This window comes from Streptomyces sp. NPDC127595 (assembly GCF_042671685.1).
GTDB lineage: Bacteria > Actinomycetota > Actinomycetes > Streptomycetales > Streptomycetaceae > Streptomyces.
This window is the reverse complement of the sequence record NZ_JBHXWK010000005.1, coordinates 578,835-591,007: the sequence shown is the minus strand read 5'-3', so window position 1 is coordinate 591,007 and position 12,173 is coordinate 578,835. Positions and strand designations below refer to the sequence as shown.

General features: G+C 69.5%; 11 protein-coding genes. 10 read left to right on the top strand and 1 reads right to left on the bottom strand.

The genetic code is table 11. From position 1 onward, the window contains the following. Positions 1–15: 15 nt before the first annotated feature. From ACFVKT_RS19660 to ACFVKT_RS19650, 3 genes are all read left to right on the top strand, one after another. Entirely contained in the window at positions 16–2,478 is a 2,463-nt protein-coding gene (locus tag ACFVKT_RS19660) for a HelD family protein (RefSeq protein WP_385733077.1), read from the top strand. A 514-nt stretch (positions 2,479–2,992) separates the two neighbouring features. Then, the gene (locus tag ACFVKT_RS19655) at positions 2,993–4,426 is read left to right on the top strand and encodes an NAD-dependent malic enzyme (RefSeq protein WP_385733075.1); all 1,434 of its coding nucleotides are present in this window, start codon (positions 2,993–2,995) and stop codon (positions 4,424–4,426) included. Positions 4,427–4,779: 353 nt separating this feature from the next. Beyond that, a complete protein-coding gene (locus tag ACFVKT_RS19650; RefSeq protein ID WP_007382399.1) occupies positions 4,780–5,061 on the top strand; it encodes an HU family DNA-binding protein in 282 nt (93 codons plus the stop codon). Positions 5,062–5,180: 119 nt separating this feature from the next. On the opposite strand, the gene murA is transcribed toward ACFVKT_RS19650, so the two are convergent. Continuing rightward, entirely contained in the window at positions 5,181–6,527 is a 1,347-nt protein-coding gene (gene murA, locus ACFVKT_RS19645; protein WP_385733067.1) for a UDP-N-acetylglucosamine 1-carboxyvinyltransferase, read from the bottom strand. Between the two features lie 282 nt (positions 6,528–6,809). Between murA and ACFVKT_RS19640 the strand changes: the two genes are divergently transcribed. The 7 genes from ACFVKT_RS19640 (at position 6,810) to ACFVKT_RS19610 (ending at position 12,170) form a co-directional block, all read left to right on the top strand. Continuing rightward, positions 6,810–7,382 carry a YqgE/AlgH family protein gene (locus tag ACFVKT_RS19640; protein WP_385733065.1) on the top strand — a complete coding sequence of 191 codons (573 nt, stop codon included), beginning with the start codon at positions 6,810–6,812 and terminating at the stop codon, positions 7,380–7,382. A 30-nt stretch (positions 7,383–7,412) separates the two neighbouring features. Further along, positions 7,413–7,712 (top strand): DUF3039 domain-containing protein, encoded by a 300-nt coding sequence (locus ACFVKT_RS19635; RefSeq protein ID WP_266460965.1) that lies wholly within the window; start codon positions 7,413–7,415, stop codon positions 7,710–7,712. A 46-nt stretch (positions 7,713–7,758) separates the two neighbouring features. Continuing rightward, positions 7,759–8,373 (top strand): hypothetical protein, encoded by a 615-nt coding sequence (locus ACFVKT_RS19630; RefSeq protein ID WP_385733062.1) that lies wholly within the window; start codon positions 7,759–7,761, stop codon positions 8,371–8,373. A gap of 9 nt (positions 8,374–8,382) precedes the next feature. Then, the gene (locus ACFVKT_RS19625; protein WP_385733060.1) at positions 8,383–8,922 is read left to right on the top strand and encodes a hypothetical protein; all 540 of its coding nucleotides are present in this window, start codon (positions 8,383–8,385) and stop codon (positions 8,920–8,922) included. A gap of 143 nt (positions 8,923–9,065) precedes the next feature. Then, a complete protein-coding gene (locus ACFVKT_RS19620; protein ID WP_385733058.1) occupies positions 9,066–10,361 on the top strand; it encodes an extracellular solute-binding protein in 1,296 nt (431 codons plus the stop codon). Between the two features lie 4 nt (positions 10,362–10,365). Next, positions 10,366–11,328, top strand: coding sequence for a carbohydrate ABC transporter permease (locus ACFVKT_RS19615; protein ID WP_385733056.1), 963 nt, complete (start codon positions 10,366–10,368; stop codon positions 11,326–11,328). Further along, positions 11,325–12,170: a carbohydrate ABC transporter permease gene (locus ACFVKT_RS19610; protein WP_385733055.1), complete on the top strand. Its 846-nt coding sequence runs from the start codon at positions 11,325–11,327 to the stop codon at positions 12,168–12,170. The genes ACFVKT_RS19615 and ACFVKT_RS19610 overlap by 4 nt, the downstream gene beginning before the upstream one ends. Positions 12,171–12,173: the final 3 nt, after the last annotated feature.

Genomic DNA, 12,173 nt, shown 5'->3' with positions numbered 1-12,173 from the left:
TCAGAAGGGGGCCCGGTGGCCGCTCAGGCTCAGCAGGAAACCGCGCTCGGTTCGGTCCACGATTCCGCACGGCAGGACTCCCTCAGGGACGACTCCGTACGGGACCGTGAGATCAGCGTCGAACAGGAGCATCTCGACCGGGTTTACCGGCGCCTCGAGGAGAAGATCCACGAGGCGGAGTTCCTCATGAACGACGCCGCCAAGCGCGGTCAGGTCGGGACACCGGGGGCGCTCGCGGAGCGCGACGCCCAGGTGTTCCGGGCGGGAATTCACCTCAACCGCCTGAACAACGAGTTCGAAGACTTCCTCTTCGGCCGGATCGACCTGCTCCTGGGGAAGGACGGCAAAAAGGGTCTGGACGGCGCGTACACGGCGGTGGAACCCGCCGAGGGTGCCGTGCGTGAGAACAACACCGCCGAGATCGCGGAGACGCTGCACATCGGCCGTATCGGTGTCCTGGACACGGAGTACGCGCCGCTGGTCATCGACTGGCGGGCGCCGGCAGCGGCCCCGTTCTACCGTTCGACCCCGGTGGAGCCGGGCCGGGTGGTGCGGCGCCGGGTCATCCGCTCCAAGGGCCGCAGGGTTCTCGGCGTCGAGGACGACCTCATGCGCCCGGAGCTCAAGGCCACCCTCGACGGCCAGGAACTCCCGGTGATCGGCGACGGCGCACTGATGGCCGCCCTCGGCCAGGCCCGCAGCCACACCATGCGGGACATCGTGGCGTCCATCCAGGCCGAGCAGGACCTGGTGATCCGCGCCCCCGCCGCCTCGGTGACGTACGTCGAGGGCGGCCCGGGCACCGGCAAGACCGCCGTCGCCCTGCACCGCGCGGCCTACCTCCTCTACCAGGACCGCCGGCGTTACGCGGGCGGCATCCTGATCGTCTCCCCGACGCCTCTCCTGGTCGCCTACACCGAGGGTGTCCTGCCGTCCCTCGGCGAGGAGGGCCAGGTCGCCATCCGCGCCATCGGCTCCCTCGTCGACGGCGCGGAGGCCACCCTGTACGACTCCCCGGCGGTGGCCCGCGCCAAGGGCTCGTACCGAATGCTCAAGGTGCTGCGGAAGGCGGCGCGGGGGGCTCTGGAGGCCCCGTCGGGGTCCTCGGGCGGCGCCGGCCGGTCCTCCAACGGCGGCCGGCCCGCGGCGGACCAGCAGCTCTCCTTCGGCGACGGGGACGGCAACGGCTTCGACGGCGACGGGGACGACGCAAGGCCGCAGGCCCCTGCCGGCCCCCTCACCCGCCTCCGTGTCGTCGCCTTCGGGCGCCGTCTAGAGCTGGAGGCCCCCGAGCTGGACCGGATCCGCGACAACGCGCTGAGCGGTACGGCGCCGGTGAACCTGTTGCGTCCGCGGGCCCGCAAGCTGCTGCTGGACGCGCTGTGGGCGCGCTCGGGGGCGGGTACGCGGCACTCGGACCCGGAGCTGGCGGCCGAGCTGCGCTCCTCGTTCGACGAGGACGTCACGTCCGAGGACAGCTTCATCGAGTTCCTGGACGTGTGGTGGCCGGAGCTGACCCCGCGGGGCGTGCTGGCCGCCATGGCCGACGAGCGCCGCCTCGGCCGCTGGGCGCGGCGGATCCTCAACCCCGGTGAGGTGCGGCGGGTGGCGCGCTCCCTCAAGCGGGACGGGCTCTCCGTGCACGACGTGGCCATGCTCGACGAGCTGACCGCCGTCCTCGGCAGCCCCGCCCGGCCCAAGAAGCGGCGCGAGCTGGACCCGCTGGACCAGCTCACCGGACTCGAAGAGCTCATGCCCACGCGTGAGGAGACGCAGTGGGAGCGCGCCGAGCGGCTGGCGCAGGAGCGGACCGAGTACGCGCACGTCATCGTCGACGAGGCGCAGGACCTCACGCCCATGCAGTGGCGGATGGTCGGACGCCGCGGGCGGCACGCCACCTGGACCGTGGTGGGCGATCCCGCCCAGTCCTCGTGGTCCGACCCGGAGGAGGCCGCCGAGGCCCGTGACGAGGCCCTGGGCAGCCGCCCCCGGCGTCGTTTCACCCTCAGCGTCAACTACCGCAACCCGGCCGAGATCGCCGAACTGGCCGCCAGGATCCTGGCCCTCGCCATGCCCGGGGCGGAGTCCCCGTCCGCCGTACGGTCCACCGGTGTAGAGCCCCGCTTCGCCGTCGTACGGGATTCACTCGCGCAGACGGTACGGGCGGAGGCCGCCGGCCTCCTGGAGCGCGTCGACGGCACCGTGGGCGTCGTCGTCGCCATGAACAGGCGCGAGGAGGCCGCCCGCTGGCTCAAGGGGCTCGGCGACCGTGTGGTGGCGCTGGGCAGTCTGGAGGCGAAGGGCCTGGAGTACGACGCGACGGTCGTCGTCTCGCCCGCGGAGATCGCCGACGAGTCACCGGCGGGCCTGCGCGTGCTGTACGTCGCCCTGACGCGGGCGACCCAGCAGCTCACCCTCGTTTCGGCGGACCGGGACGAGCCGGACGGGAACGGGGTGCCCGACCTCCTGCGGGACTGAACCCCGGCGACCCCGGCAACGCGAAGAGGCCCCCGTCACCTTGCGGTGACGGGGGCCTCCCGTTCGTTCAGCGACACCGACCCGCCATGCTCGCCTCGCGGCAAGTGGTCGCTCGTAGCGACGAAGGTTGGGCCCGGGGGCTTGGATCGGGCCGGTGTCACGTCAAAGGTAACAAACGATCCCCGCAAGGCAATTCCCGTCCCGGAAGTTCATTTCCGCGGCGCTGGGTTCCGGTGCTGGGTTCCAAGGGGTTCCAAGGGGTTCCATCAGGTTCCCACTGGTTCTGCCGGGTTCCCGCCGGGATCGCCCCTCCTGTCGCAGCCGTCACTCTCGTATGGTGGAATAAGTTTTCCGAAAGCCGTCGAAAGCCTTACGAAAGTCTCGACCGCCGGCGAACAAAACGTTCGCAACCCGGGGCGGCTGGCACGTACTCAGGGGTAGGTGCGACGATCGGACGGCATACCGCGAGACAGCGCGACCCAGCAGTACACGGTGAAAGCAGAGGAAGTCGGCCATGGCAACGGCGCCCAGCGTCTCCTACTCGATTACGGTCCGCCTGGAGGTGCCCGCGAGCGGAACCGCGGTCTCCCAGATCACCACGGCCGTAGAGTCCCACGGAGGCTCGGTGACCGGCCTCGACGTGACCGCCTCCGGTCACGAGCGGCTCCGCATCGACGTCACGATTGCGGCGACCTCCACGGCGCACGCCGACGAGATCGTCAAGCAGCTCCGCGGCATCGACGACGTGACGCTCGGCAAGGTGTCCGACCGTACGTTCCTGATGCACCTCGGCGGCAAGATCGAGATGCAGTCCAAGCACCCCATCCGCAACCGTGACGACCTCTCGATGATCTACACGCCGGGCGTGGCCCGCGTGTGCATGGCGATCGCCGAGAACCCCGAGGACGCCCGCCGGCTGACCATCAAGCGCAACTCCGTTGCGGTCGTGACGGACGGATCCGCCGTGCTCGGCCTCGGCAACATCGGCCCGATGGCCGCCCTTCCGGTGATGGAGGGCAAGGCGGCGCTCTTCAAGCGTTTCGCCGGCATCGACGCCTGGCCGCTGTGCCTGGACACCCAGGACACCGACGCGATCGTCGAGATCGTGAAGGCCATCGCCCCCGGCTTCGCGGGTATCAACCTTGAGGACATCTCGGCGCCCCGCTGCTTCGAGATCGAGGCCCGGCTGCGTGAGGCCCTCGACATCCCCGTCTTCCACGACGACCAGCACGGCACCGCGATCGTCGTCCTCGCCGCCCTCACGAACGCCCTGCGGGTCGCGGGCAAGGCGATCGGCGACATCCGGGTCGTCATGTCCGGTGCGGGCGCGGCCGGTACGGCCATCCTCAAGCTGCTGCTCGCCGCGGGCGTCAAGAACGCGGTCGTCGCCGACATCCACGGCGTCGTGCACGCGGACCGCACCGACCTCGTGGACGCCGCCGCCGATTCGCCGCTGCGATGGATCGCCGACAACACCAACCCCGAGGGTCTCAAGGGCACGTTGAAGGAGGCCGTGCGCGGCGCCGACGTGTTCATCGGTGTCTCGGCCCCGAACGTGCTCGACGGCGACGACGTGGCCGCGATGGCCGATCAGGCCATCGTGTTCGCGCTCGCTAACCCCGACCCCGAGGTCGACCCGGCGATCGCCCGCCAGACGGCGGCGGTTGTCGCCACCGGCCGCTCGGACTTCCCCAACCAGATCAACAACGTCCTGGTCTTCCCGGGCGTCTTCCGTGGCCTCCTGGACGCCCAGTCCCGTACGGTCAACACGGAGATGATGCTGGCCGCCGCGACCGCCCTGGCGGACGTGGTCACCGAGGGCGAGCTCAACCCGAACTACATCATCCCGAGCGTCTTCAACGACAAGGTCGCGGGCGCGGTCGCCGGAGCGGTGCGGGACGCCGCGAAGGCGGCCGGGGTGGCCGAGTCGGGCAGCGCACCCGCGTAAACGGGACCCCGCGGAGGCTGTGACGGGTGCCACGACCGTCACAGCTCCGGCGCGTCGTGGAAGGCGTGGCCTGTGGCCGCCTTTAGGGTGGCGGCCAGGCTCACGCCTTGTTCACGCCTTGCCCAGGCCTTTCCGTGTGACCCCCAGGGGTGTTCCTGTGACTCCCCAGGGGTGCCGGATTGGCTTTCCCGCCGCAGGTGGGGGCAGGATGCGTCTTCGGGCGCGAGGGTCCGGCGACGGACCCGGGTCCGGGGACCGACCGAGGACCCTGGCAGCATCGGCTTCACTGTGCCCGATATGCGGCTCCGCCGCGTGGCACGCCTCAACAGCAAGAAGAACACGGGAGTAACAACATGAACCGCAGTGAGCTGGTGGCCGCGCTGGCCGACCGCGCCGAGGTGACTCGCAAGGACGCCGACGCCGTTCTGGCCGCCTTCGCCGAGACCGTCGGTGAGATCGTCGCCAAGGGCGACGAGAAGGTCACCATCCCCGGCTTCCTGACCTTCGAGCGCACCCACCGTGCCGCTCGCACCGCGCGCAACCCGCAGACCGGCGACCCCATCCAGATCCCGGCCGGCTACAGCGTGAAGGTCTCCGCTGGCAGCAAGCTCAAGGAAGCCGCCAAGGGCAAGTAAGGCCTACGCCGCCCGCGTCAGGGGCGGTGCACGGCAGAGCGTTACGCCAATGGGGCGGCCCCCTTCACCGGGTGGCCGCCCCATCGTCGTACCTACGACTGCTTGTTACTCGCTGCTTGCTAGCCGAGTGCCTTGCCCGGCAGCTCGACCTTCGCGCCGAGTTCCACCAGCTTCTCCATGAAGTTCTCGTAGCCGCGGTTGATCAGGTCGATGCCGTGCACGCGTGAGGTGCCCTGGGCCGCCAGTGCCGCGATGAGGTACGAGAAGCCGCCGCGGAGGTCGGGGATTACCAGATCGGCGCCCTGAAGCCGGGTGGGGCCCGAAACGACCGCGGAGTGCAGGAAGTTGCGCTGGCCGAAACGGCAGTGCGAGCCGCCCAGGCACTCGCGGTAGAGCTGGATGTGTGCGCCCATCTGGTTGAGCGCGGAGGTGAAGCCGAGGCGGGACTCGTACACCGTCTCGTGGACGATCGAGAGGCCGGTCGCCTGGGTGAGGGCGACGACCAGCGGCTGCTGCCAGTCGGTCTGGAAACCGGGGTGGACGTCCGTCTCCAGGGCGATCGACTTGAGCTGGCCGCCGGGGTGCCAGAAGCGGATGCCCTCGTCGTCGATCTCGAAGGCGCCGCCGACCTTGCGGTAGGTGTTCAGGAACGTCATCATCGAGCGCTGCTGGGCGCCCCGGACGTAGATGTTGCCTTCGGTCGCCAGCGCCGCGGACGCCCAGGAGGCGGCCTCCAGACGGTCCGGCAGGGCCGCGTGGGTGTAGCCGCCGAGTGAGTCGACACCGGTGATGCGGATCGTCCGGTCGGTGTCCATGGCGATGATCGCGCCCATCTTCTGCAGTACGCAGATGAGGTCCTCGATCTCGGGCTCCACGGCCGCGTTGGCCAGTTCGGTGACGCCCTCCGCCAACACCGCCGTCAGCAGCACCTGTTCGGTTGCGCCCACCGACGGGTACGGCAGCTCGATCTTGGTGCCGCGCAGCCGCTGCGGCGCCTCCAGATACTGACCGTCCGCCCGCTTCTCGATCGTCGCGCCGAACTGCCGCAGCACCTCGAAGTGGAAGTCGATCGGCCGGCCGCCGATGTCACAGCCGCCGAGACCCGGGATGAAGGCATGGCCCAGGCGGTGCAGCAGCGGACCGCAGAACAGGATCGGGATGCGGGACGAACCCGCGTGCGCGTCGATGTCCGCGACATTCGCGCTCTCGACGTGCGACGGGTCGAGCACCAGCTCGCCCGGCTCCTCTCCCGGACGGACCGTCACCCCGTGCAGCTGGAGCAGTCCTCGTACGACTCGCACGTCTCTGATGTCGGGGACATTGCGCAGTCGGCTCGGCGCGCTGCCCAGCAGGGCGGCCACCATGGCCTTCGGTACGAGGTTCTTCGCACCGCGGACCCGGATCTCGCCCTCGAGCGGGGTTCCGCCGTGGACAAGCAGTACGTCGTCAGAGCCGTTGACGGTCATGTATCTCGCGATCCGATGAGTTGGGCAGGAGTGATTCGTCGGCAGGCAAGTCGTTGCAGGAGCCGGAGAGTAAGGGTAATGGCCGCCTACCCCCCTTCTGTAAGCCCAAGGGCCACTCAGCTCCGTCATAGCTTTGCCACAACACGAACCGTTCCTAATCGGGCACACGGGGTCACCGGTAACGGCGTGCGCGGGGGGCGCATCTCTGCGCCCTGAGCTGCATTCACACAGGTACCCGCATTGGCGCCCCGCTCATGGGGAAGATGCGGGATCATGTCTCGCATGACCGAGGTGTCCTCGCTCACAGGGCGGCTGCTCGTGGCCACGCCTGCCCTGGCGGACCCGAACTTCGACCGCGCGGTGGTGCTGCTCCTCGACCACGACGAGAAGGGCTCGCTCGGCGTCGTCCTCAACCGTCCGACCCCCGTGGTCGTCGGCGACATCCTGGAGGCATGGGCGGACCTGGCCGGCGAACCGGGCGTCGTCTTCCAGGGCGGCCCCGTCTCGCTGGACTCGGCGCTCGGCGTCGCGGTCATCCCCGGCGGCGCGTCCGGCGAGCGCACCCCGCTCGGCTGGCGCCGGGTGCACGGCGCGATCGGCCTCGTCGACCTGGAGGCCCCGCCGGAACTCCTCGCCGCCGCCCTCGGTTCGCTCCGGATCTTCGCCGGGTACGCGGGCTGGGGCCCGGGCCAGCTGGAGGCGGAACTGACCGAGGGCGCCTGGTACGTCGTCGAGTCCGAGCCGGGAGACGTCTCCTCCCCGTCCCCCGAGCGCCTCTGGCGCGAGGTCCTGCGCCGCCAGCGCAACGAACTGGCGATGGTGGCGACGTATCCGGACGACCCTTCCCTCAACTGACGTCCGTGAGCTTCAGTACTCTTGGTTGTTATGAGCACTCTTGAGCCTGAGACCCAGCCCCAGCGAGGCACGGGGACGGGGACCCTCGTAGAGCCGGCACCGCAGGTGTCGCACGGTGACGGGGACCACGAGCGCTTCGCCCACTATGTCCAGAAGGACAAGATCATGGCGAGCGCCCTGGACGGCACGCCCGTCGTGGCCCTCTGCGGCAAGGTCTGGGTGCCGGGCCGCGACCCGAAGAAGTACCCCGTGTGTCCCATGTGCAAGGAGATCTACGAGTCCATGGGCGCCGGCGGGGGCGACAAGGGCAAGGACGGCGACAAGAAGTAGCGCCGCCGGGATCTTCGGCGCAGTACGCCGCGTAGGTGGACGGAGCATGTCCGCGGCATCCCGATGCGGGGGTGCCGCGGTTTTGGCGTACCCGGGGGTGGGCGTGGAGTTGTTGCTGAAGGCGCGGGAACTGGCGGTGGCGCGGAAGTCCCGTGAGAGCCGGGCGCTGGTGGACCGGGCGGAGCCACGGAGCGCGCAGGAGCTGAGCCTCGCGGCGTCGGTGCTGGTCGAACTCCGTGATCCGCAGGCGGCGTTGCCGCTCGCGCGGCGGGCGGTGGAGCTGGCGCCGGATGACTGGCGGGGGTATCTGGCGGTTGCCGACGCCGCCTATCAGTTGCGGTGGTGGGGTCAGTCGGTCGCCGCTGCCCGTACGGCGGTGGCGCTGGCGCCGGAGGAGGCGCAGGCGCGCCGGGCGCTGGGTGTCGCCGCGAACCGGATCGCGGGCAGCGGCCGTGAGGCGAGACGGGAACTGAAGCGCACCAGGGAACTTGGGGGTGGTGGGGCGTTGCGGATGCCCGGGCGGCGGAGCCCGTGGTGGCTCGTGCCGTTCCTCGCGCCGTTCGCGGCCTCTGCCGTGCTGTCGGTGGTGGGCAACCGGCCGGAGGCCGTCGAGGACCTGATGCTGCTGTCGCGTGTGACGCTTCCCGCGTTGGTTCTGTAGCTCATCGTCGTGCCCAGCCGGGCCGGCCTCACCTGGCCCGAGCGGATCGCGGAGATACGGGCCGTGAACGAGGAGCGGTACGGCGACGGGGGTCACGCGGGGCGCACCGGGGCCGGGCTGGCGGCACTCCTCTGGGGCTGCGCCCTGGCCGGGGGCGCCGCACTGCTCGCGGTACCCGGTGCCGACGGGGACCCGCTGCCCGCGCCGGTCGTCGTGGCGGCGGTGCTGATCGGCGGTGTGGTGCTGTCGATCCTCGCGCGGCGTGCCGTACGCCTCTGGTACGGGGAGCGTTTCCTGCGCGAGGTGTTCGTGCCGAGCGTCGTCGTGCGCGTCCATGTGGTCGCGGCGGGCGTGCTCGGCGTAGGCGTCCTGCTGCTGACGCTCGGTGACGCGCCTCCGGCGCCGTGGCAGGTGCTGTTCATCGGGAGCGTGGCGTGGTTCCTGGTCGGGACGATCTCCGCGCTCTTCCTTCAGGGGCGTGCCGGACCGGAGCAGCAAGCCGTCGGCCGGGCGCCCGTCGAGCCCGAGGCGAAGGCCGTCGACGGCTGACCGTTGCACGGAGTGCGTCGCGTGGTCACGAAGTGGTTGAGACCTCTTGTGGGCATGTTCATGTAGTCCATAGCCTCCGGTGTGTTGTGCAGAGCGAAACAGCCATTGCGTATGTTGCAACGCACCCCACCGGAGGATGCTCCATGAAGCTCTCTGTCCGAACAGCCGTCGCCGTCACCGCCCTTGTCGTTCTCGCCGCCTGTGCCCCCCAGACCTCCGACGACTCCTCCTCCGAGAAGGACGAGAAGACCGGCACGCTACGGGTCTGGCTCTTCCAGGAGGTCAACAACGCGCCAAAGCAGAAGGTCGTCGACGCGGCTGTCGACACCTTCGAGAAGGCCCACGAGGGTGCCGATGTACAGATCGAGTACATCCCCGTGGAGACCCGTGCGCAGCGCATCAAGGCCGCGTTCAACGACCCGGCGAGCGCCCCGGATCTCATCGAGTACGGCAACACGGACACCGCCGGTTATGTGAAGGACGGCGGACTCGCCGACGTCACCGAGGAGTTCGCCGACTGGAGTGACGCCAAGGACACCGACCCCACGGCCAAGCAGTCCGTGACGGTGGACGGGAAGATCTACGGCGCCCCGTACTTCGTCGGCATCCGCGCCCTTTACTACCGCACCGACGTCTTCGAGGAACTCGGTCTCGAAGTCCCCAAGACCCAGACCGAGTTGATCTCCACGGCCAAGGAGATCCGCGCTGCCAAGCCTGACCTGTACGGCCTCGCGGTCGGCGGCGCCTACACCTACGGCGCGATGCCGTTCATCTGGTCCAACGGCGGGGAGATCGCGAACGGCAAGGGCGGCTCGTACGCCTCCGCCATCGACAGCTCGGCGGCCCAGAAGGGCATCGAGGTCTACACCTCCCTCTTCGGCGACGACAACTGTCCGGCCGCCAAGTGCGCGGGCATGGGCGGCAACGACACGGTGACGGCCTTCGCCTCGGGCAAGGCGGGCATGGCCATCGGCGGTGACTTCAGTCACGCGGCGGTCGAGGCGGGGGCGGTCAAGGGCAAGTACGCCGTCGTGCCGCTGCCCGGCCTGAAGTCGGGCGAGATAGCACCGGCGTTCGCGGGTGGCAACAACCTCGGCGTGCTGAAGAGCACCTCGCACCGCACGCTCGCCGTCGACCTGATGAAGGAGCTGGCGTCGAAGAAGACCCAGGGTGAGCTGTTCGACGCCATGGGCTTCCTGCCGACGTACACCGATGTGCGGGCCGACGTCGCCGAGAAGGAGCCGTTCGTGAAGCCCTTCGTGCAGACGCTCGCCGCGGGCGCCAAGTTCGTGCCGGCCTCGCCCGCCTGGGCGCAGATCGACGCCTCGCTGGTCCTGCCGACGATGTTCCAGGAGATCGTCAGCGGCAAGAAGGACGTGGCGGCGGCCTCGAAGGACGCGGCGACGAAGATGGACGACGCGTTCAGCTCCGTGGGCTGAGCGGATGACAACGCACGACGCGCTCGCAGAGCGCGGCACAGTGACCAAGGCGCGCCCTGCCCGCCCGGGGCGCACCGCCCGCCCCGGGCGCCGCGGCCCCCGCTGGACCCCCTGGCTCTACCTCGCCCCCGCCCTCGTCGTCCTGGGCGGTCTGCTGGTCTACCCCATCTACCAACTCGGCCTGATCTCGCTCCTGGAGTACACCCAGGCCCAGGTCAGCGGCGGCGAACCGACCACCTTCGAGGGCTTCGGCAACTACGCGACGCTCTTCGCCGACGATCAGTTCTGGCAGGTGCTGGTCACCACGGTCGTGTTCGCGGCCGCCTGCGTGGTCTCCACGCTGGCCGTCGGCTGCGCGCTCGCGGTGCTCCTCACGCGGGTACGGGCCGTGCCCCGGCTGGCGCTGATGGTGGCAGCGCTCGGGGCGTGGGCGACCCCGGCCGTCACCGGCTCCACGGTCTGGCTGCTTCTCTTCGACCCCGACTTCGGTCCCGTCAACCGGCTGCTGGGGCTCGGCGACCACTCCTGGACGTACGACCGCTACAGCGCCTTCGCGCTCGTACTCCTCGAAGTGGTCTGGTGCTCCTTCCCGTTCGTGATGGTGACGGTGTACGCCGGCATCCGCGCCGTACCGTCCGAGGTCCTGGAAGCGGCGGCCCTGGACGGCGCCTCCCAGTGGCGGATCTGGCGCTCGGTGCTCGCGCCGATGCTCCGGCCGATCCTGGTGGTCGTCACCATCCAGTCGGTCATCTGGGACTTCAAGCTCTTCACGCAGATCTACGTGATGACGAACGGCGGCGGCATCGCGGGACAGAACCTCGTGCTGAACGTGTACGCCTACCAGAAGGCGTTCGCCGCCTCGCAGTACAGCCTCGGCTCCGCGATCGGCGTCGTGATGCTGGTGATCCTGCTGGGGGTCACGCTGGTGTACCTGTGGCTGCTGCGCAGGCAGGGGGAGGAACTGTGAACCTCATGGGTGGCCTCGTACGACGTCCGTGGCGGCTCGCCGCCGAGGTGTCCGCGCTGCTGATCGCGGTCGTGGTCGCCTTCCCGCTGTACTGGATGGTGCTCAGCGCCCTCAAACCGGCCGGGGAGATCGAGACCGCCGAGCCCCGGCCATGGACTCTGGCGCCTTCGCTGGATTCCTTCCGCCGGGTATTCGGGCAGCAGGAATTCGGCCGGTACTTCCTCAACAGCCTTGTCGTGGCGTGCACCGTGGTCGTCGTCTCGGCGCTGATCGCGTTTCTCGCGGCGACGGCGGTGACACGATTCCGCTTCCGTTTCCGGACCACTTTGCTGATCATGTTCCTGGTGGCGCAGATGGTGCCCGTGGAGGCACTGACGATCCCCCTGTTCTTCCTGATGAGGGACTTCGGTCAGCTCAACACGCTGGGCTCGCTGATCCTGCCGCACATCGCCTTCTCGCTGCCGTTCGCGATCTGGATGCTGAGGGGTTTTGTGAAGGCGGTTCCGGAGGCGCTGGAAGAGGCCGCGTACATCGACGGGGCGAGCCGTGCGCGATTCCTCTGGCAGATCCTTTTCCCGCTGGTCTTCCCGGGGTTGGTGGCCACCAGCGTCTTTTCCTTCATCTCGGCCTGGAACGACTTCCTGTTCGCGAAGTCCTTCATCATCAGCGACACCTCGCAGTCCACGCTGCCGATGGCCCTCCTCGTCTTCTCCAACCCCGACCAGCCGGACTGGGGCGGCGTGATGGCGGCGTCCACAGTGATGACGATTCCGGTACTGATCTTCTTCGTACTCGTACAGCGACGGCTCGTCTCGGGCCTCGGCGGAGCGGTAAAGGACTGATGA

Excerpts from the sequence above, each read along its gene's own strand:
- ACFVKT_RS19655 (WP_385733075.1), top strand. The coding sequence starts at position 2,993 with ATGGCAACGGCGCCCAGCGTCTCCTACTCGATTACGGTCCGCCTGGAG.
- ACFVKT_RS19615 (WP_385733056.1), top strand. The coding sequence starts at position 10,366 with ATGACAACGCACGACGCGCTCGCAGAGCGCGGCACAGTGACCAAGGCG.
- ACFVKT_RS19630 (WP_385733062.1), top strand. The coding sequence starts at position 7,759 with ATGTCCGCGGCATCCCGATGCGGGGGTGCCGCGGTTTTGGCGTACCCG.
- ACFVKT_RS19650 (WP_007382399.1), top strand. The coding sequence starts at position 4,780 with ATGAACCGCAGTGAGCTGGTGGCCGCGCTGGCCGACCGCGCCGAGGTG.
- ACFVKT_RS19640 (WP_385733065.1), top strand. The coding sequence starts at position 6,810 with ATGACCGAGGTGTCCTCGCTCACAGGGCGGCTGCTCGTGGCCACGCCT.
- ACFVKT_RS19620 (WP_385733058.1), top strand. The coding sequence starts at position 9,066 with ATGAAGCTCTCTGTCCGAACAGCCGTCGCCGTCACCGCCCTTGTCGTT.
- murA (WP_385733067.1), bottom strand. The coding sequence starts at position 6,527 with ATGACCGTCAACGGCTCTGACGACGTACTGCTTGTCCACGGCGGAACC.
- ACFVKT_RS19635 (WP_266460965.1), top strand. The coding sequence starts at position 7,413 with ATGAGCACTCTTGAGCCTGAGACCCAGCCCCAGCGAGGCACGGGGACG.